Annotated in this window: 17 protein-coding genes; 6 read left to right on the forward strand and 11 right to left on the reverse strand. The window is 74.7% G+C overall.

Annotated elements, in window-relative coordinates; all coding sequences use genetic code 11:
• Positions 1–35 precede the first annotated feature (35 nt).
• The 4 genes from LN037_RS01275 to LN037_RS01290 all read left to right on the forward strand — a co-directional run bounded on the left by LN037_RS01275 (position 36) and on the right by LN037_RS01290 (position 4,121).
• Complete coding sequence (locus LN037_RS01275) at positions 36–830, forward strand: SDR family oxidoreductase (protein ID WP_230749064.1); 795 nt, start codon at positions 36–38, stop codon at positions 828–830.
• A gap of 3 nt (positions 831–833) precedes the next feature.
• On the forward strand, positions 834–2,327 hold the full coding sequence (locus LN037_RS01280; RefSeq protein WP_230749066.1) for a flavin-containing monooxygenase: 1,494 nt from the start codon (positions 834–836) through the stop codon (positions 2,325–2,327).
• Between the two features lie 12 nt (positions 2,328–2,339).
• Positions 2,340–3,350 carry an alcohol dehydrogenase catalytic domain-containing protein gene (locus LN037_RS33265; RefSeq protein ID WP_230749068.1) on the forward strand — a complete coding sequence of 337 codons (1,011 nt, stop codon included), beginning with the start codon at positions 2,340–2,342 and terminating at the stop codon, positions 3,348–3,350.
• A gap of 195 nt (positions 3,351–3,545) precedes the next feature.
• Complete coding sequence (locus tag LN037_RS01290; RefSeq protein WP_230749069.1) at positions 3,546–4,121, forward strand: hypothetical protein; 576 nt, start codon at positions 3,546–3,548, stop codon at positions 4,119–4,121.
• A 103-nt stretch (positions 4,122–4,224) separates the two neighbouring features.
• On the opposite strand, the gene LN037_RS01295 is transcribed toward LN037_RS01290, so the two are convergent.
• From LN037_RS01295 to LN037_RS01340, 10 genes are all read right to left on the reverse strand, one after another.
• Positions 4,225–5,739: a CYTH and CHAD domain-containing protein gene (locus tag LN037_RS01295; RefSeq protein WP_230749071.1), complete on the reverse strand. Its 1,515-nt coding sequence runs from the start codon at positions 5,737–5,739 to the stop codon at positions 4,225–4,227.
• Positions 5,740–5,813: 74 nt separating this feature from the next.
• On the reverse strand, positions 5,814–6,503 hold the full coding sequence (locus LN037_RS01300) for a response regulator (protein WP_230749073.1): 690 nt from the start codon (positions 6,501–6,503) through the stop codon (positions 5,814–5,816).
• On the reverse strand, positions 6,500–9,154 hold the full coding sequence (locus LN037_RS01305; protein WP_230749499.1) for a sensor histidine kinase: 2,655 nt from the start codon (positions 9,152–9,154) through the stop codon (positions 6,500–6,502). The genes LN037_RS01300 and LN037_RS01305 overlap by 4 nt, the downstream gene beginning before the upstream one ends.
• Before the next feature lie 27 nt (positions 9,155–9,181).
• A complete protein-coding gene (locus tag LN037_RS01310; RefSeq protein ID WP_230749075.1) occupies positions 9,182–9,874 on the reverse strand; it encodes a potassium-transporting ATPase subunit C in 693 nt (230 codons plus the stop codon).
• Between the two features lie 4 nt (positions 9,875–9,878).
• Positions 9,879–11,990 (reverse strand): potassium-transporting ATPase subunit KdpB, encoded by a 2,112-nt coding sequence (gene kdpB / locus LN037_RS01315; protein WP_372460342.1) that lies wholly within the window; start codon positions 11,988–11,990, stop codon positions 9,879–9,881.
• On the reverse strand, positions 11,987–13,678 hold the full coding sequence (gene kdpA / locus LN037_RS01320) for a potassium-transporting ATPase subunit KdpA (protein WP_230749077.1): 1,692 nt from the start codon (positions 13,676–13,678) through the stop codon (positions 11,987–11,989). The genes kdpB and kdpA overlap by 4 nt, the downstream gene beginning before the upstream one ends.
• On the reverse strand, positions 13,678–13,773 hold the full coding sequence (kdpF, locus tag LN037_RS01325) for a K(+)-transporting ATPase subunit F (RefSeq protein ID WP_230749078.1): 96 nt from the start codon (positions 13,771–13,773) through the stop codon (positions 13,678–13,680). The genes kdpA and kdpF overlap by 1 nt, the downstream gene beginning before the upstream one ends.
• Entirely contained in the window at positions 13,770–13,910 is a 141-nt protein-coding gene (locus LN037_RS01330; RefSeq protein ID WP_230749080.1) for a hypothetical protein, read from the reverse strand. Before LN037_RS01330 ends, kdpF begins: the two co-directional genes overlap by 4 nt.
• Positions 13,911–14,065: 155 nt before the next feature.
• Complete coding sequence (locus tag LN037_RS01335) at positions 14,066–14,581, reverse strand: GrpB family protein (RefSeq protein ID WP_230749082.1); 516 nt, start codon at positions 14,579–14,581, stop codon at positions 14,066–14,068.
• Positions 14,578–15,003: a group I truncated hemoglobin gene (locus LN037_RS01340; protein ID WP_230749083.1), complete on the reverse strand. Its 426-nt coding sequence runs from the start codon at positions 15,001–15,003 to the stop codon at positions 14,578–14,580. Before LN037_RS01340 ends, LN037_RS01335 begins: the two co-directional genes overlap by 4 nt.
• Positions 15,004–15,116: 113 nt before the next feature.
• On the opposite strand from LN037_RS01340, the gene LN037_RS01345 reads away from it, so the two are divergent.
• Both LN037_RS01345 and LN037_RS01350 read left to right on the forward strand, forming a co-directional pair.
• Positions 15,117–15,902, forward strand: a complete 786-nt coding sequence (locus tag LN037_RS01345; RefSeq protein ID WP_230749084.1) for an enoyl-CoA hydratase/isomerase family protein — start codon at positions 15,117–15,119, stop codon at positions 15,900–15,902.
• Positions 15,903–15,950: 48 nt separating this feature from the next.
• Positions 15,951–16,292: a hypothetical protein gene (locus LN037_RS01350; RefSeq protein ID WP_230749086.1), complete on the forward strand. Its 342-nt coding sequence runs from the start codon at positions 15,951–15,953 to the stop codon at positions 16,290–16,292.
• Here the strand turns inward: LN037_RS01350 and LN037_RS01355 are convergent.
• Positions 16,289–17,785 (reverse strand): flavin-containing monooxygenase, encoded by a 1,497-nt coding sequence (locus LN037_RS01355; protein ID WP_230749087.1) that lies wholly within the window; start codon positions 17,783–17,785, stop codon positions 16,289–16,291. The two genes, LN037_RS01350 and LN037_RS01355, sit on opposite strands and share 4 nt — an antisense overlap.
• Positions 17,786–17,790 lie beyond the last annotated feature (5 nt).

The following is a 17,790-nucleotide window of genomic DNA, read 5'->3' on the forward strand; positions in this document are numbered from 1 at the left end:
GTGGATACGCTAGACGATTCCTACTGTTCCCCGCCATGACCGAACTCGACGGACGCACGATTCTCGTGACCGGCGGATCGACACTTCTGGGCCACGGTGTGATCCGCGAGCTCCGGACGGCGGGCGCCCGCGTGGCGATCGCGGACGTCGACGCCGACGGCGCGAAGCCGCTGCTCGACGACCCCGGGGTCGGCTTCCACCCCACCGATCTCACCGACGACGCCGCGGTCCGGGCGACCGTCGCGGCCGTGGTCGCCGAGCACGGCGGGCTGCACGGCGTGGTCAACCTGGCCTGCAGCTACCTCGACGACGGACGCGACACCACGCGGGCCGACTGGCTCGCCGCCCTCGACGTCAACCTGGTCAGCGCCGTCGTCGTGGTGCAGGCCGCCCTGGAGCACCTCCGGGCCGCCCGCGGCGCCGTCGTGAACTTCGGGTCGATCTCCTCCAAGGTCGCCCAGACCGGCCGCTGGGTCTACCCGGCGTCGAAGGCCGCCGTCGTGCAGCTGACCCGCTCGATGGCGATGGACCTGGCACCCGACGGCATCCGGGTCAACTCGGTCTCCCCGGGCTGGACGTGGTCGAAGATCATGGACTCCCTCTCCGGCGGCGACCGCGCGCACACCGACCGCGTCGCCGCCCCCTTCCACCTCACCGGGCGCGTCGCCGACCCCGACGAGGTCGGCGCCGTCGTCGCCTTCCTGCTCTCCGACGCCGCGTCCGCGGTCACCGGCGCCGACTGGGCCATCGACGGCGGCTACTCGGCGACCGGCCCCGAGCGCGCCGTCCCGGCCATCCCCCAGCTCGCCACCGCCACCGAGGAGTCCTGAGAGATGAAGATCGCGATCGTCGGCGCCGGGTTCGCCGGCCTGTCCTCGGCCAAGGTCCTCCGGGCCGTCGGCCACGACGTCACCGTGTTCGAGAAGGCGCCCGACGTGGGCGGGGTGTGGAGCGCCAGCCGCCGCTACCCGGGCGTGACCACGCAGAACGGCAAGGACACCTACTGCCTCTCGGACTTCCCGATGCCCGCGGACTACCCGGAGTGGCCCAGCGGCGCCCAGGTGCAGGCCTACCTCGCCGACTACGCCCGCCACTTCGGGCTGGAGTCGTCCCTGCGGCTGGACACCGAGGTCCTCGCGGCCGACCTCGGCGACGGGGTGTGGACGGTGCGGACCGCCTCGGGCGGCCACGAGACCACCGGGACCTTCGACCACCTCGTCGTCGCGAACGGGATCTTCTCCGAGGCCGCCGTGCCCGTCTTCGAGGGTGCCGACGCGTTCACGGCCGCGTGCGGGCGCATCGACGCCGCGTCGGACTTCCACGTGCTCGACGACGCCGCGGGGAAGAACGTCGTGGTGGTCGGGTACGGCAAGTCCGCCTGCGACGTCGCGACCGCCCTCGACGAGGTGTCGGCGACGACGACGGTGGTCGCCCGCGAGCTGCTGTGGAAGCTGCCGAAGATGTTCGCCGGGGTACTGAACTACAAGTACCTGATGCTCTCGCGGATGGGCGAGGCGCTCTTCCGCTACGTCGAGCTCGCCGGCTTCGAGCGTTTCCTGCACGGTCCGGGCCGCCCGGTGCGCAACTCGATGCTCGGCTCGGTGCAGTCGCTGATCCTGCGCCAGTGCGGCCTCGAGAAGCTGGGCCTGCGCCCGCCCGGCTCGCTCGAGGAGATCGCGCGCTCGACGGTCTCGCTGGTCACCGAGGGGTTCTACGAGAAGGTCGCGGCGGGCGACATCGTCGTGAAGCGCGACACGCAGATCGCCCGGCTCGAGCCCGGCCGGGCCGTGCTCGGCGACGGCAGCACGATCCCCGCCGACGTCGTCGTCTGCGGCACCGGCTTCCACCAGCGGGTGCCGTTCCTGTCCGAGGACCTGCAGGCGCGCATCACCGACGACCGCGGCAACTTCGAGCTGTACCGCCAGATCCAGCCCGTCGACGTCCCCGAGCTGTCCTTCTGCGGCTACAACTCGTCCTTCTTCAGCCCGCTCTCGGCCGAGGTCGCCGCGCTGTGGATCGCCGCGCGGCTGGACGGCGGCCTGCACCTGCCGGGCCCGGCCGAGCAGCGCGCCCACATCGCGCGCCGGCTCGCGTGGATGGAGGAGCGCACCGAGGGCAAGCACGCCCGCGGCACCAACATCATCCCGTTCTCGCTGCACAACATCGACGAGATGCTCGACGACCTCGGCACCCCGGTCCGCGGTCTGCAGCGGCTGCGGGAGTGGCTGCTCCCGGTCGACCCGGCCGACTACGCCTGGATCACCGACGAGATCGTCGCGCGCCACCGGACCCCGGTCCGCCCGCTCCGGGCGGCCCCGGCCGCCTGAGACCATGCGGCCGTGCGCGCCGTGGTGATCACCGAGTTCGGGGCCGAGCCCGCCGTCGTCGAGCGGCCGGACCCGGTCCCGGACCCGGACGGCGTGGTCGTGGCGGTCGAGGCGACCGGACTGTGCGCCAGCGACCGCTTCGCCTGGCGGGGTCACGACGGCGGGGTGGTGCTGCCCCTGGTGCCGGGCCACGAGCTGGCCGGGCGGGTGGTGGCGGTCGGCTCGGAGGTGCGCCGCGTCCGGGTGGGCGACCGGGTGCTCACCCCCTTCGTCGAGGGCTGCGGGCGGTGCGCCGAGTGCGCCGCCGGGCAGGCCCAGGTCTGCCCGGACCAGTCCCAGCCCGGGTTCACCCACGACGGGTCCTTCGCCGAGCTCGTCGCCCTGCGCCACGCCGACACCAACGTCGTGCCGGTGCCCGAGGACCTCGACGCGGGCGGCGCGGCGCTGCTCGGGTGCCGGGTGGCGACGGCGTACCGCGCCGTCGTCGCCCGCGCCCGGGTCCGGGCCGGGCACCGCGTGCTCGTCCTCGGCGGCGGGGGCGTGGGGCTCGCGGCGGTGCTGGTCGCGGGCGTGCTCGGTGCCGACGTCACCGTCGCGGACCCCTCCCCCGCGGCCCGGACCCGCGCCCTCGCGCTCGGCGCCGGCGCCGCGATCGACCCGGCGGAGGTTCCCGACGACGGGTTCGAGGTCGCGGTCGAGGCCGCCGGCCGCCCCGAGTCGCTGACGACGGGGGTGCACGCGCTGCGGCGCGGCGGAACGCTGGTGCAGGTCGGGCTCCTCGCAACCGACCCCGTGGTGCCCGTGCCGGCCGTGATCGCGCGGGAGCTCGCCGTCCTCGGCAGCCACGGCATGGCCGCCGCCGACTACCCGGCCCTGATGGAGCTCGTGACGACGGGCCGGCTCGACCCCGCCCGCCTGGTCACCCGCCGCATCGGCCTCGACGCGGCCCCCGCGACGCTGGCCGCCCCGCCCGCCCCCGGCGAGGTCGTCGTCATCGAGCCGTCCGGGCCGGTGCGCCGATGACCGTCACGAGACCGAACCGGTCGGCGTCCGGGCGCGGAAATCGTGTGGGACGTCCGTCGCCGACCGATGTCCTCCTGATGTCTACGCGTGAGGGACATCCGGTGCGTCCATGACATAGCCACCCGAATGCCGGAGGCATAGCGTCAGCCGCTCACGCATCGCGACCGTGCCGGAGAGCGCGGAGACGGAGCTGTCATGGGGGATGTCGACGGACGGGTCGTGCTCGTCGTCGGGGGGACCCGGGAACCCGGGCCCACGATCATCGACGCGCTGGTCGCCGGTGGTGCCGGCGTCGAGCTGCTCGACGAGGACGCCGAGGCGGCGCGGGCGGCGCGCCGACGGCACGGGGGGCCGCTGTCCCCGGTGTCCTACCGGCCGCTCGCGCCGGAGGCGTGCGCGGAGCTGGTGCGCCGGGCGGTGGCCGCGGTGGTCGCCGACCGCGGTGTCCTCGACGGCATCGTCACCGTCGGTCGGGCCGAGAACGAGATCCTGACGATCCTCAAGGCGGCCCACGCGCCGTTGCGCGCCTCGCGGCACGCGGCCGTCGTCCTGGTCGGCGACGGGACCGACCAGGCGCCGGTGCTCGCCCGCTGGCTCGGCGACGAGGGGGTCCGCGTCAACGCGGTCAGCCCCGACCAGGACGCCACCGACACCGCGCACGCCGTTCGGTTCCTGCTCTCCGAGGCCGCCGAGGGGGTCACCGGCCTGCAGTGGCCCTCCGCCGACCGCGACGCGGCCCTCCCCCGCCGACCCGGACCGGTCCCCGGCTGACCCGGCCCCCGGCGACCGGCCACCCCCCGCACGGTCGCCGGGTCGCGCGGCTCCCGGTCCGTCACTCCGCGCGGACCGGGAGCCGTGCACCTGGCTCGCCCGCTCACCGCCGGAGCGGCGGCACCTTCGCCCACACGCCGGGCAGCCGGTCCTCGGCCTCGTGGGCCCGCGCGACCTCCGAGGCGTGGAGCACGCCGAGGGTGAAGTCGTGCGCGACCTCGCGGCGGTCGCCCTCGCCCGCGAGCTCCAGCAGGGTCGCGCAGGTGACCGCGGCGTCCTGGTGCACGCCCAGCAGTTCCTGGACGGCCTTCATCCGCCGCTTCAGCCGCCGCGCCGGCTTCCCCAGCACCGGCTGGGCGAGCTCGGTCGCGTACCGCAGCCGCTTGGCCTTCTTCCGCGTCTCGTGCAGCGCCTCGTCGCGCTCGCGGCCGCGGGGGTACCGGTCGGCGACCGCCATCGCGGACACCACCTTCCGGTGCGCCCGGTCGACCTCGCGGGGCAGTTCCCGGCGCGCGGACCGGGCCGCGCGGGTCGTCAGCGGCGGGTCGGCCAGCAGGGCGTCGAGCTCCTCGAGCAGCGCGACGTAGCGCTCCGAGTCGAGCGCCCCGAGCACCCGCTCCCGGGCCGCCGCCGCACGGCGTCGGAACGCCTGCGCCACCTCGGCCGCCACCGGCCCGACGACGAGCGTCGCGGGCACCCCCGCCAGCAGCTCCTGCAGGCGGGCCAGCATGACCTCGGTGTCGCGGGCCGGGGCGAGCTCTCCCGCGAGCCAGCGCAGCTCGTCGGTCAACGCCCGCGTCCGCTCCCGGTCGACGACGCGCCCGAAGCCCTGCAGCGCGCTGCGCAGCCGCCGCGCCGCCACCCGCATCTGGTGCACCGCGTCCTCGCGGTCGAGCCGGACGAGCGGGTCCCAGCCGCGCAGCACCCGGGCCTGCTCGGCGAGATAGCGCAGCACGACGCCGGCCGCGTCGTCCTCCGGCGGCATCGGCGGGAGCGTGCGCTCGCCGAGCACCCGGCCCACCTTCGACGCGCTGGCCGACCGCCGGATCCCCAGCGCCGCGAGCCGCTCCTCCACCACGTCGAGGAAGCCGGCGGGCGCGGCCGGCCCGAGCTCGACCTCGATCTCCTGCCACGCCTGCAGGTCGCCGGCGTCGCCGCCCCGGTCGAGCGTGCGGGCGGTGACCTGGTCGACGACGAGCTCCGCCACCACCCGTCCCCGCTCGTCGGTGGCCTCCCACGCCCGGCGCCGGACCAGCAGTTCGGCCACCGGCGCGAGCGGGCGACCCCGCGCGAACGCCCGGACCAGCGCGGCGATCCCCGGCGGCGGGGCGGAGCCCGTGGGCGTGAGCGGCGCGCGCAGTTCCTCCCGCCGGTCGCCGACGCCGGGCAGCTTGACGTGCCACCCGTCGTCGGGACCGCCCGTCCGGCGCCGGAACGTGACGCGATCGCGGTGCAGCGCCCGGTCGTCGGTGTCGAGGTAGACCGCCTCCTGCAGCCGTTCCTCCGGCTCCTCGGGGACGGGGTGGCCGAGCACGTCCCGGACCTGGGCGGCGTCGAGCACCTCGACCCCGGACACCTCGAACTTGCGCTCGACCTCGCCGGCCGTCGTCACGGGCATCGTCGCCACCTCCGTCCGCGGATGTCCGAATCCAACATCATGCGAGGTGCCGCGGGGCAGGGTGCGGGAACGGTTCAGCCCGTCGGCTCGAAGCGGTACCCCCGCCCGGGTTCGGTGATCAGGTAGCGCGGACGGGACGGCTCGGGCTCGAGCTTGCGACGCAGGTGCCCCAGGTACACGCGCAGGTAGTGGCCCTCGGTGCCGTACTGCGGGCCCCACACCTCCTGCAGCAGCTGCTGCTGGGTGACGAGCATCCCGGGGTGGCGCACGAGGTGCTCGAGCACGCCCCACTCGGTCGGCGACAGGTGCACCTCCTCGCCGTCCCGCACCACCTTCTTCGCGACGAGGTCCACCTCGAAGTCGGGCGTGGTGACGCGCGGCTCGCCCTCTCCCGGCACGGTGGCCGCCCGACGCACGGCCGCCCGGATGCGCGCGAGCAGCTCCGGCATGCCGAAGGGCTTGGTCACGTAGTCGTCGGCGCCGCCGTCGAGCGCCGCCACCTTGTCGCCGGCGTCGGTGCGGGCGGACAGCACGATCACCGGCATCGCGCTCCAGCCCCGGATGCCCTCGAGGACCTCCAGACCGGGGACGTCGGGCAGGCCGAGGTCGAGCACGACCACGTCCGGTGCCGGTCGGTCCGCGGCCGCGCGCAGCGCACCCGCCCCGGTGGCCACGGGCACCACGGTGTGGCCGTGGGCGGTGAGGTTGATCCGCAGCGTGCGCAGCAGGTGCGGGTCGTCGTCGACGACGAGGACCCGGCTCACGAGACCGCTCCCGCCACCACCGGCCGCACCGGGCGCGGCACGTGCGCCCGGGGCAGCGAGAGCACCATGGTCAGCCCGCCACCCGGCGTCTCCTCCGGTTCGAGCGTGCCGCCCATCGCCCGCGCGAAGCCCCGCGCCACGTGCAGCCCGAGCCCGAGTCCACCCGCGGCCGCGGACGAGTCGTGGTCGCCGAGGTGCTGGAAGGCGGTGAACAGCTCCGCGTCCCGGGCCGCGCCGGGCCCCCGGTCGACCACGCGGAGCTCCACCCGGTCGGCGTGCGCGCTGGTGCGCAGCGACACCGGACCGTCGCCGCCGTGGCGCACCGCGTTGTCCACGAGGTTCGCCACGATGCGCTCGGCCAGCCCGGGGTCGGCGACGACCTCGTCGGGCTCCCCCGGCGGCGACGACCGGATCTCGACCCGGTCGCGGACCTCGGCGGTGGGCAGCGCGGCGACGGCCGCGTCGACGATCTCGGCCACGCCCACGGTGGTGCGGTGCGGGGTGACCGCGCCGGTGGCCAGCCGTGAGGAGTCGAGCAGGTTGTCGACGAGGGCGACCAGCCGGTCGCCGGACTCCTCCACCGTGGCGAGCAGCTCCTCGCGGTCGGCGGGGTCGAGCGCCAGCTCGGGATCGCGGAGACTGGACACCGCCGCCTTGATCGCCGACAGCGGCGTCCGCAGGTCGTGTCCGACCGCCGAGAGCAGGGCCGTCCGCAGGCCGCTCGCCTCCGCCCGCCGCGCCGCGTCGACCGCCTCCGCGCTGATCCGCCGGTTGCGCAGCGCGAGCAGCGCCGGGCCCGCGACCGCGGCGAAGAGCCGGTTCTCCGCCGCGGTCAGCGTGCGCCCGCACCCGACCAGGTGCGAGCCCTCGTCGATCTCGACGTCGGCGTCGGTCTCGGCCGGGTCGCGCCCCGTGTCCGCCGCGTCGTCGGGCACCCGCGCCGTGACCGTCCACGACGACTTCGGGCCCCGCTCCAGCACGGCCACCGACGTGAACCCGAACGCCTCGCGCACCCGCTCGAGCAGACGCGGCAGGGGATCCGAGCGCGAGATGACCACGCGCGCGAACGACGCGAGCAGGGTCGCCTCCGCGCGCGCCTGGGCGGCCTGCGCGGCGCGCCGGTCGGCCCGGTCGACCACCGCGGCCACCAGCACGGCGATGAGCAGCATCGTCGTCACCGCCACGAGGTCCTCGAAGCGGCCGATGGTGAAGGTGTGCAGCGGCGGCGTGAAGAAGTAGTTGAGCAGCGCCCCGGCGAACAACGCGGCGACCACGGCGGGCACGAGCCCGCCGATGATCGCGGTGAGCACCGTGGCCAGGAAGAACGCGACCGTGTCGGTGGACAGCCCGACGGCCGGGAAGAGCCACCCGAAGCAGGCGGCCAGGATCGGCAGCACGATCGCCGCGGGCCAGCCGCGGACCGCCCGCCGGCCGCGCAGGAGCCGCACGAGGCGTGGCCACCAGCCGGCGTCGTCGTCGGCGCCCCGCCCGTCGGCGGCCGGCTCGACGTGCGAGACGAGGTGGACGTCGATCGCCCCGGACGCCGCGACGGCCCGCGCCCCGATCCCGGGGTCGGCCAGCCGGGCCAGACGCGAGCGGCGCGACGTGCCGAGCACGAGCTGCGTGGCGTTGGCGCCGCGGGCGAAGTCGAGCAGCGCCGTCGCCACGTCGTCCCCCACCACCGTGTGGAAGGAGGCGCCGACCTCCTTGGCGAGCCGGCGCAGGTCCCGCCCGGCGCCGCGACCGGCGTCGCGCGTGGCGACCCCGTCCCCGCGCAGGACCTGCACGCAGAGCAGGTCGGCGGCCCCGGCCCGGCGGGCGATCCGCGCGGCCCGGCGCAGCACCGTGAGGCTCTCCGGCCCGCCGGTCACCGCGACCACCACCCGCTCGCGGGCCTCCCACACCTCGTCGATCTGCTCGTCGGCGCGGTAGCGGCGCAGCGCCACGTCCACCTGGTCGGCCACCCACAGCAGCGCGAGCTCGCGCAGCGCGATGAGGTTCCCGGTGCGGAAGTAGTGCGCCAGGGACGCGTCGATCCGCTCCGCCGGGTAGACGTTGCCGTGGGCGAGGCGCCGGCGCAGCGCCTCCGGGGTGATGTCGACCAGCTCGACCTGCTCGGCCGCCCGGACCACCTCGTCGGGCACCGTCTCCTGCTGGCGCGTCCCGGTGATCCGCTCGACCACGTCGTGCAGCGAGGCGAGGTGCTGCACGTTCACCGTCGAGATCACGTCGATGCCCGCCGCGAGGATCTCCTCGACGTCGGAGTAGCGCCGGCCGTGCCGGCTGCCCGGGGCGTTGGTGTGCGCCAGCTCGTCGACCACGACGACCTCGGGCGCCCGCGCCAGCACCGCCTCGACGTCGAGCTCGGAGAGCGCCGTGCCGCGGTGCACCACGGTGCGCCGCGGCAGGACCTCCAGCCCGTCGAGCAGGTCGGCGGTGCGGGCGCGCCCGTGCGTCTCCACCAGCCCCACGACGACGTCGGTCCCGCGGTCGAGCCGGCGCCGCGCCTCGCAGAGCGCCGCGTAGGTCTTCCCGACGCCGGGCGCCGCCCCGAGGTGGATCCGCAGCTCACCCCGGGCGGGGTCGCTGCGTACCGACTCCCGGCCCGCCGGCCGGGAGTCGTCGCGCGCGGTCTCGTCCACGGCGTCCATCATGGACCGCACCCCCGACAACGTCCGCTACCGCAGCCCCGGGCGGGCGGCCACCAGCGCCGCGTTCAGCTCGGTCGTGTTCACCGTCGGCTCGCCGAGCACACCGAGGACCCGCCCGTCGGTGGCGTCGGCGACGAGCGCGCGGACCTGCGCCACGGGCAGCCCGGTCACCCGGGCGACCCGGGGCACCTGCAGCGCCGCGTAGGCCGGGCTGATGTCCGGGTCGAGCCCCGAGGCGGACGCGGTCACCGCGTCGTCGGGCACCGCCGCGGGCGCCACGCCCTCCCGGCCCGCGACGACGGTGCGGCGCTCCGCGACCGCCCGGGCGAGCCCCTCGGCGGTCGTCGCGAGGTTCGACCCGCCGGAGGTCGACGGGTCGGCCGGGCCGAGCCCGGCCGTCGCCGTCTCCGGGGCGGAGGCCGAGGGCCGCAGGTGGAACCAGGGGTCCGCCGCGGGGTCGGCCGGGACCGGGTCGATGCCGATCAGCGTGGAGGCCCCGGCGGCGGTCGTCGACCCCTCGGCCGGGCCGTGGAGCCCGGGCACCCGGCTGATCCCCCAGACGACGGCGGGATGGACGACCCCGAGCAGGACGGTCGCCACGAGCATCAGCCGCAGCGCCGGCCCGAGCTGGCGCAGCAGGCCGCGCAGGACGGGCGTCCGGGGTGCCTCCGCGGCCGCGTCGGCGATGGTGTCGGTGGTCGGGTCGATGGTGGTGGTCATGAGGTCACCCGATCCCCGGGATCAGCCGGACGACGAGGTCGATGAGCGGGATGGCGAGGAACGGCACGATCACGCCGCCGACGCCGTAGATCAGCAGGTTGCGCCGCAGCATCTGCTCGGAGCTCACCGGCCGGAAGCGGACGCCGCGCAGGGCCAGCGGGATGAGCGCGATGATGATCAGCGCGTTGAACACGACCGCCGAGAGGATCGCCGACTCCGGGGTCGCGAGGCCCATGACGTTGAGCAGGCCGAGCTGCGGGTACAGCGCGGCGAACATCGCGGGCAGGATCGCGAAGTACTTGGCGAGGTCGTTGGCCACGGAGAACGTCGTGAGCGCCCCGCGGGTGACCAGCAGCTGCTTGCCCACCTCGACGATCCCGATGAGCTTCGTCGGGTCGGAGTCCAGGTCCACCATCGACCCGGCCTCCTTGGCCGCCGTGGTGCCGGTGTTCATGGCGACGCCGACGTCGGCCTGGGCGAGCGCGGGCGCGTCGTTGGTGCCGTCGCCGGTCATCGCGACGAGCCGGCCGCCGCGCTGCTCACGCCGGATCAGCGCGAGCTTGTCCTCCGGGGTGGCCTCCGCGAGGACCTCGTCCACGCCGGCCGCGTCGCCGATCGCCCGGGCGGTCACCGGGTTGTCGCCGGTGACCATCACGGTGCGGATGCCCATGGCCCGCAGGTCGGCGAACCGCTCCGCGATCCCGGGCTTGACCACGTCCGACAGCTCGATGGCCCCGCCGAGGGTCGCGGTCGACCCCGAGACCTGCCCGCACACCAGCGGCGTCCCGCCCCGCGACGAGATCTCCTCAGCGGTCCGGCGGACCCGCTCGCCGTCCGCCGGGTCGACCCCGCCGTGCTCGTCGAGCCAGGCCAGGACCGACGCCACGGCCCCCTTCCGGACGGCGACGGTGGTCCCGTCCGGGCGCGCGACGTCCACCCCCGACATGCGGGTCGTCGCGGAGAACGGCACGAACTCGGCGCGGGCCTCGTCGGCGGACGCCTCCGCGGGCAGGCCGTAGCGTTCCGCGCACAGCTCGACCACCGAGCGGCCCTCGGGCGTCCCGTCGGCCAGGGAGGCGAGACGCGCGAGCCGGGCGAGCTCGTCGTCGGGAACGCCGACCGGGTGCAGCGCGGTGGCGCGCCGGTTGCCGTAGGTGATCGTCCCGGTCTTGTCGAGCAGCAGCGTGGAGACGTCCCCGGCGGCCTCGACGGCGCGACCGGACGTGGCGAGCACGTTCCGTTGCACGAGCCGGTCCATCCCCGCGATGCCGATCGCGGAGAGCAGCGCGCCGATCGTCGTCGGGATGAGGCAGACCAGCAGCGCCACCAGCACGACGAGCGACTGCGGCCGACCCGAGTAGACCGCCATCGGCTGCAGGGACACCACCGCGAGCAGGAAGACGATCGTCAGCGCCGAGAGCAGGATCGACAGGGCGATCTCGTTCGGCGTCCGCTGCCGCTGCGCGCCCTCGACCAGCGCGATCATCCGGTCGACGAAGGACTCGCCGGGCTTGGCGGTCACCTGCACGACGATGCGGTCGGAGAGCACGGTGGTCCCGCCGGTGACCGCGGACCGGTCGCCGCCGGACTCGCGGACCACGGGCGCGGACTCGCCGGTGATCGCGGACTCGTCGACCGTGGCGATCCCCTCGACGACGTCGCCGTCGCCGGGGATCGTCATGCCCGCCTCGACGACGACGCGGTCGCCCGGGCGCAGCTCGGTCGCCGGGACCTCGCTGCCGTCCTCCCGACGCGCGACCGTGCCGGTGCGGGTGCGGCGCAACGCGTCGGCCTGGGCCTTCCCGCGGCCCTCGGCGACGGCCTCGGCGAGGTTGGCGAACAGGACGGTGAACCACAGCCAGATCGCGACGAGCCACGCGAACACGCCGGGATCGACGACCGCGGCCACCGTGACGACGACCGACCCGACCCACACCACGAACATGACCGGGTTGCGGAGCTGGACGCGCGGGTCGAGCTTGCGCAGCGCGAGCGGGGTCGCCTCGAGCAGGGCCCGCGGCCGGAAGGCGCCGGCCGGGACGGACCGTCCGGTGCCCGACGGACGCTCCGGCGGGGTGTCGGTGCCGGAGGGCGGGGTGAGGACCGAGGAGGTCACGGGAGCGCTCCGATCTGGGCGGACGCCGCCAGGCCCTCGGCGATCGGGCTCAGGGCCAGGGCGGGCAGGAAGGTGATGGCGCTGACGAGCACCACGGTCGCGGTGACGAGGCCCGCGAACAGCGGCGTGCCCGTGCGCAGGGTCCCGGCCGACTCCGCGCGGCGGGGCTGCGCCGAGAGCAGGCCCGCGAGCGCGAGGACGGCGAGGATCGGCAGGAACCGCCCGAAGAGCATCGCCGCGCCGAGCGCGATCTGGAAGAACGGCGAGGTGGCGGTGAGCCCGCCGAACGCCGAGCCGTTGTTGTTGGCCGCCGACGCGAACGCGTACAGCACCTCGGACAGTCCGTGCGGGCCGCTGTTCGTCAGCGCCCCGGCCGTCCCGGGCAGCACCACGGCGGCCCCCGTCCCGAGCAGCACCAGCGTCGGCATGACGAGCACGACCACGGCCGCGCAGGTCACCTCGCGGCGCCCGAGGGACTTGCCGAGCAGTTCCGGGGTGCGACCGACCATCAGACCCGCGAGGAACACGGCGATGATCGCGATGACGAGGATCGAGTACAGCCCGGTCCCGACCCCGCCCGGCGAGAGCTCGCCGAACAGCATGTTGAGCAGCGTCCCGCCGCCCCCGAAGGCGGTGTAGGAGTCGTGCAGCGAGTTCACCGCGCCGGTCGACGTGCCGGTGGAGGTGTCGGCGAACAGCGCGGACGACGGGATCCCGAAGCGCGCCTCCTTGCCCTCCAGGCCCGACCCGGTCGCTCCGGGGGCGTGCGCCTCGGCCGCCCAGATCACCGCGAGCATCCCGCCCCACAGGACGGTCATGACGGCGAGCAGGGAGACGCCCTGCCGGATCGAGCCGACCATGCGGCCGAAGGTGCGGGTGAGCGCCACCGGGATGATCAGCATCGCGAGGATCTCGAGCAGGTTCGACAGGCCGTTGGGGTTCTCGAACGGGTGCGCGGAGTTGGCGTTGAGGATGCCGCCGCCGTTGGTGCCCAGCTCCTTGATCGCCTCCTGGGACGCGACCGGCCCGATCGCGGCGGGGTGGGTGCTCCCGTCGGCCGCGGTCAGCGTGAGCCCGGTGCGCAGGCTCATCACCACGCCGCAGGCCACGAGCGCGACGGCGAGGACGGTCGCCATCGGCACGAGGACGCGGACCAAGCCGCGCGTGATGTCCACCCACGCGTTGCCGATCCGGCCGCTGCGCGAGCGGACGAACCCGCGGACCAGGGCCACCGCGACCGCCATGCCCACGGCCGCCGACACGAAGTTCTGCACGGCCAGTGCTGCGGCGTTCGAGACGTGGCTCATCGTCGACTCGGGGACGTAGGACTGCCAGTTCGTGTTCGTGACGAACGAGATCGCCGTGTTGAAGGCGACCGCCGGGTCCACCGCGCCCTTCGCGTCGCCGCCGGCGGTCGCGTCGAGGGGCAGGAAGCCCTGCAGCCGCTGGATCGCGTAGACGAGCAGCACCCCGACCAGCGAGAAGGCGAGGACCGCCAACGCGTAGGTGCCCGCGCGCTGGTCGGAGTCGGGGTCGACGCGGCCGACCCGGTAGATCACGCGCTCGACGCGCCAGTGGTGCTCGGTGGTGTAGACGTGCGCCATCCAGTCCCCCAGCGGCCGCCAGGCGGCGGCCAGGAGCACGAGCAGCACGACGAGTTGCAGCAACCCGGCTGCGGTGTCCGACATCAGAACCACTCGGGGCGCAGCAGGGACACGACGAGGTAGAGCAGCAGCGCGAGCGCCACGATCCCGCCGACCACGTCGCCGGTCACGCCGCTCACAACCGCTCCAGCCCGCGCGCCGCGAGCACCAGGACCGCGAACATCACGATCACCAGGCCCACGTAGAGGAGGTCCGCCACGTCCGCCGTCCGTTCCGGAGGGGCGGCCCTCGGGGCGGGCCGCCGTGTGGACGCCACCCTGCGTCGGACCCGGGCCCGGTACGCGCGCGTTGACGCGTCGTTGACGCCGGCCCGGGTCCTCTTGACGGTCCGCGCACGGTCGGTGTGATCGTCCCGACGGCGGGTGGGGCGGGTCCGTCGCCGCCTCTCGCGCCGGCGGACGAACCCCGACCTCACCCCCGCAGGAGCGCTGCGATCACCGGACCCTTCGCGCGGCGGTAGGCGCCGAGGTCGCCGTACTCCCCCGCCAGACCCCGACGCACGTCGGTGTACCGCCGCGCTGCGGCTTCGTCGGCGCGCAGGAGGTCCCGGAACCGGAGCACGGGCTCGACGGCCGGGTCGTGCGGGCGCAGGAGGCGCACCTCGACGGCGGTCGGGCACGAGCCGTCGTCGGGCAGGGCGGGCCGGCGCCACGTCCCGGAGCCGACCTCGACCATGTCCCACGCCTCGAGCGTGGAACGCGCCGCCTCGTCGTCGGGGTCCAGGACGAGCAGGTCGATCTGCGGGTGGGCCGGGAGACCGGGCACGGCGGTGGCGCCGACGTGGCGGACCGGCCGGGCGAGGCGCTCGGCCCAGCGCGCCGCCTCGTCGGGCCACCCGGGGTCGGGCGGGACGAGGCCGACCCGCACCGGGCGTGGCCACGCGGCCGACGCCCGCTGCAGGTCGACGTCCAGCGACTCCTCGCTCACGCGACGGCGGGCTCCAGCGTGCCGACCTGGTCGACCTTCGACTGCTGCACGACCTCGGGGCGGTAGTGCTCGATGATCTGCATGAACTCCGCGGTCTCGGCCTCCGGGACGCCGAGGAAGCGCAGCGTCGCCTCGATCTCGAAGTACACCGCGTTGAACTGCTCGTCGGTGATGTGCAGCGTCGTGTGGGCGGCGATCATGTCCAGCCCCGGGTAGCACTTCGGCCCGCCCGCGGCCTCGATCGACCACGCGGTCACGAGGAACTTGTAGCCCGGGCCGTTCGCGGGGTTGCCGTGGTGCTCGTGCACCGCCTCGTTGGCGTTGACGCCCGCGTTCTCGAAGAGCCGGTCGACCAGGACGTCGACCGCGCCGGCGATCGCGTAGGTCCCGCCGAGGCGCTCGTAGAGAGAGGTGCTGCTCATGGGTGGTGGCCTCCACAGCATCGTGAGTGAGCCACACCACTGTGGCACCCGAGCCGATCGCGCACAACCGCAGACGTTGATCGAGCGGCGGCGGTCGACGAAGCTCTCGGACCGTGCCGATCCGCGTCGCGACCGACCCCGACGACGACCGCGTCCTCGTCATCACCATCGACCGCCCGGAGGCGCGCAACGCCCTCGATCCGGCGCACCAGCAGGACCTCGGCGCCGCGGTCGCGGACTTCGAGGCCGACGACGCCCGGCTCGTCGCGGTCCTGACCGGCGCCGGGGACACGACGTTCTCCGCGGGCGCGGACCTCAAGACGCTCATCCCGGCCTACCGGGAGGCCGTGCGGGCGGGCGAGGACCCGCCGTGGAACTTCGGCGGCTTCACCGCCACCACCCGACACAAGCCGCTGATCGCCGCGGTGAACGGGCACGCCCTGGCGGGCGGGCTGGAGATGGCGCTCGCGTGCGACATCCGGCTCTGCTCGCCGAACGCCACGTTCGGGCTGGCCGAGACGAAGTGGGCGATCATCCCGGGGGCGGGCGGCACCGTGCGACTGCCGCGGGCCGTGCCGCTGGGCCTCGCGATGGAGATGATCCTGTCCGGCGAGCCGATCGACGCCGCGGAGGCGTACCGGTCGGGCCTCGTCAACCGGGTCGTCGACCTCGCCGAGCTGGTGCCGGCGGCGTGCGCGCTCGCCCGGTCGATCGCCGCGAAGGGTCCCCTCGCGGTGCGCGCGGCGCGCGAGCGGGTGCTCGACGGGCTCGGTCTGGACCACGCGACGGCGATGGCGCGCGAGCACGAGGCGTTCCTCGCGGTGATGCGCACCGACGACGCCGTCGAGGGCCCGGCGGCGTTCGCCGAGAAGCGCCCGCCCCGCTACCGCGGCGCCTGAGTAGTTCCCCGGTCCCGACGTCGGGTCGGCGCGAGCAGGGTCTGCGCCATGCTCCTCGAGACCCCGCCCCGACCCGCCGTCGTGATCGCCTCCGCCGTGCACGCGGCCGTGCTCCTGGCCGCGGGCGGCTTCGTGGGGATGGTCGCCCTGCTGCCGATCGCGATGGCGGCGGACTCGTGCACGTCCTCGAGCACGGCCCTGCTGTGCACCGGGCTCCCCCAGCTCGTCGCCCTCGTGCTGATCGGGCTGGGGGTGCTCGGCTCCGGCGTCGTGGCCGCGCTCGGCGCCCGCCGCCGGGGGTGGGGCGCCCTGGCCCACGCCCTCGGCGGCTGGCTGACCCTCGCGACGAGCCTCGTCCTCGCGGGGCTCGTCCTCTGGCTGTCGACCTAGTCGTACTTGAGCGACCCGTCGTCGAGATCGGCCGCGGGCAGCGTGTGCCGCTCCTCGGCGAACTCGTGCATGTGGGTCCACGGGGCGCGGTCGCCCTGCTTGAACATCTTGTCCTGCGAGCGCATGACGTACCCCGGGTTGAAGTTCTCCGGGTCCGACCAGGGCCGCAGCTCGACGTCCGGACCGGCCACCGGGGTCACCGAGCGCACCCCGAGCGAGTCCATGTGCTGCAGCAGCCGCGTCACCAGGTCGGAGATCAGGTCGGCCCGCAGCGTCCACGAGTGCCGGAAGTAGCCGAACACGAAGGCCATGTTCGGCACGCCGTCGATCATGATTCCGCGCCAGGTGACCCGCTCCGAGAAGTCCACCGGCTCGCCGTCGACGGAGAACGCGACGTCCCCGAAGCAGGAGAGGTTGAACCCGGTGGCCGAGACGATGATGTCGGCCTCGAGCTCCTCCCCCGACGAGAGCGTGATGCCGGTCTCGGTGAACGTCTCGATCGTGTCGGTGACGACCGAGGCCTTGCCCTCCTTGATCGAGGCGAACATGTCGCCGTCGGGCAGCAGCGCGATCCGCTGCTGCCAGGGCCGGTAGGCGGGGTTGAAGTGCTTCTCGATGTCGAAGCCCTCGGGCAGGTGCGGGCGCATCTCGTCGAGGAGGTACTGCCGCGCCGTGTCCGGGTCCTCCGCCGAGAGCCGGGTCAGCTCGTTGAACTGCTCGATGTAGGTCCGGCGGAGGATCTCGTAGGTCCACTCCTCCGGGATGTCGAGCGCGCGGAGCTGGATCGCGAGCTCGTGCGTCTTCGGCGCGGCGATCATGAAGGTCGGGGTGCGCTGGAGCATCGTCACGTGCTCGGCGGTCTCGGCCATCGCCGGCACCACCGTCGCCGCGGTGGCCCCGGAGCCGATGACGACGACCTTCTTGCCGGTCCAGTCCAGGTCCTGCGGCCAGCTCTGCGGGTGCAGCACCGGGCCGGTGAAGCGCTCGCGGCCGGGGAACTCGGGCGTGTAGGGCTCGTCGTGCTTGTAGTAGCCCTGGCACATCCACAGGAAGTGGCAGCTGACCTGCACGGTCTCGCCGGTGTCCTCGCGGTGCACCTCGACGGTCCAACAGGCGTCGTCGGACGACCAGCTCGTGGAGACGACCCGGTGCTGGTACCGGATGCGCTCCTTGAGGTGGTCCTCCTCGATCACCTCGTCCAGGTAGGTGAGGATCTCCTCGGACGACGCGATCGACGGGCCCCGCCACGGCTTGTGCCGGTAGCCGTAGGTGAACAGGTCGGAGTCCGAGCGGGCGCCCGGGTAGCGGTGGGTCCACCACGTCCCGCCGCGGTCGGGGTGGGCGTCGAGGATGAGGAAGCTGCGCTCCGGGAAGTTCTCGCGCAGGTGGTGTCCGGCGCCGATCCCGGCGACACCGGCGCCGACGACGAGGACGTCGACGTGCTCGGTCGCACCGGAGCCGGTGGTCTCGGGGCGGGTCTCGGTCACGGTCATCGTGC

This window comes from Actinomycetospora soli (assembly GCF_021026295.1).
GTDB lineage: Bacteria > Actinomycetota > Actinomycetes > Mycobacteriales > Pseudonocardiaceae > Actinomycetospora > Actinomycetospora soli.